This is a genomic window from Stenotrophomonas sp. 05L44_2 (genome assembly GCF_056665995.1).
The window spans coordinates 1-1,630 of sequence record NZ_JBFTNR010000840.1 but is presented as its reverse complement, the minus strand read 5'-3'; the positions used below and the strand labels follow the sequence as shown (position 1 = coordinate 1,630).

Sequence of the window (1,630 nt, the reverse complement as noted above, 5' to 3'; positions counted from 1 at the left end):
AGCCCAGGCCCAGCGGCACCAGCGGCGCCATGAAATCCATGGTGTCGAAGAAGTGCAGCGCATGCTTGCGCGACCACCACCAGCAGGCCGCGATCACGCCGAGCAGGCCACCGTGGAAGCTCATGCCGCCATCCCACACCTTGAACAGCAGCAACGGGTTGTGCAGGAAATCGCCCAGCGCGTAGAACAGCATGTAGCCGATGCGCCCGCCCAGCACTACGCCGAGCATGGCGTAGAACAGCAGGTCGGAGAAGCCGTTGGCATCGACGCCCGGCAGGCGCCCGTCCGCGATCCGCTTGCGCCCCAGCAGCCAGGCGGCGGTGAAGCCGAGCAGGTACATGATGCCGTACCAGTGCACCTTGATCGGTCCCAACGAGAGGGCGATGGGGTCGATGTCGTGGAAATAGATCATGAAGGGCGCCTTGCAGGGATGCCGATATTCTAGCGCCGCCCGGGAGCGGCCTCGTGGTGGCCGCCATCGCCCGATTGCCGGGCTTCAGCCCAGGATCTGCGGCGTGTCCGGCAAGCCGTCCTGATCGGACCGCGCCGAGGCCGGAAAGTGCCCTTCCACCAGGGAGGAAACCTCGTCGATGGCATCGCGCAGCGCCGCCACCGGCTGCGCGCCGCGCAGGCCTTCGCGCAGATGCGTGCAGACCCGCTGCCACTGCTCGGGCGCGACCCGCCCGTGCAGGCCACGGTCGGCCACGATCTCGATGGCGTGGTCGGCCAGCAGCAGGTAGATCAGCACGCCGTTGTTGTGCGCGGTATCCCAGGTGCGCAGGCGCGCGAAGGCATGCTCGGCCGCCTGCCGCGGGGTGACCTTGTGCCACAGCGCATGCAGTGGCAGATCGGCCTCCACGGCAAACATCACCTGGCCGCCATGGCGCTGCTCGCCCGCGGCGATCGCCTCGGTGATCGCCTGCAGCGTGGCCGGCGGGAACGCCCGCCGTACCGATGGCGAAAACAGATGCCTGCACAGACGTTGGATCATCACCAGCCTCCCGACGCGCCGCCGCCGCCGGAACGGCCACCACCGCCGCCCCAGCCGCCGCCGCCGCCAAACCCACCCCCGCCGCCGAAGCCGCCGCCGCCCCAGCTACCGCCGCCCCAACCGCCACCGCCGGCGAAACGCCCCGGATGGCCGGACAACATCGCCACCACCAGGCCCACCACGCCGGCCAGGCCACTGGCCAGCAAGGTGGAAGTGAACAGGAAGGCGGCTACCGCCGCTCCAGCGCCACCCAGCAGGCCGCGCAGCGGACGCGGTACCCGCGAGAACACGCCGCGCAGGATGCTGCCGGCGAACACGCCGATGAACAACGCCAGGATCCAGGTATCACCGCCCCCGTCCGGGGCGCGTCCCTGCTGGCTGCTGACCGGCGCAGGCAGGGCTTCGCCGTCGATGATCCTCACCAGCACCGCCGTGGCCTCGGTGATGCCGCCGGCATAGTCATTGGCGCGGAAGCGTGGCACCAGGTATTCCTGGATCACCCGGTTGGCGATCGCGTCGGGAATCGCGCCTTCCAGGCCATAGCCCGGTTCGATGCGCACCCGCCGGTCGTCCTTGGCCACCACCAGCAGCACGCCGTCATCCACGCCCTTGCGACCGATCTGCCACTGGTCGAACACC

The 1,630-nt window shown here is 69.7% G+C and carries 3 protein-coding genes; all 3 read right to left on the bottom strand.

What is annotated here, in order from left to right; genetic code table 11:
* Positions 1 to 412 (bottom strand): prolipoprotein diacylglyceryl transferase (gene lgt, locus AC1VAN_RS21200; RefSeq protein ID WP_480986678.1); only part of this gene is annotated, 412 nt, incomplete at its 3' end.
* A gap of 84 nt (positions 413 to 496) precedes the next feature.
* Complete coding sequence (locus AC1VAN_RS21195) at positions 497 to 991, bottom strand: TPM domain-containing protein (RefSeq protein WP_333622759.1); 495 nt, start codon at positions 989 to 991, stop codon at positions 497 to 499.
* The coding region (locus tag AC1VAN_RS21190; RefSeq protein ID WP_480986677.1) for a TPM domain-containing protein at positions 991 to 1,630 on the bottom strand (640 nt) is incomplete at its 5' end. The genes AC1VAN_RS21190 and AC1VAN_RS21195, both read right to left, overlap by 1 nt.

What these genes read in the sequence shown, in the direction of transcription:
- AC1VAN_RS21195 (WP_333622759.1), bottom strand. Translation starts at nt 991, where the DNA reads ATGATCCAACGTCTGTGCAGGCATCTGTTTTCGCCATCGGTACGGCGG.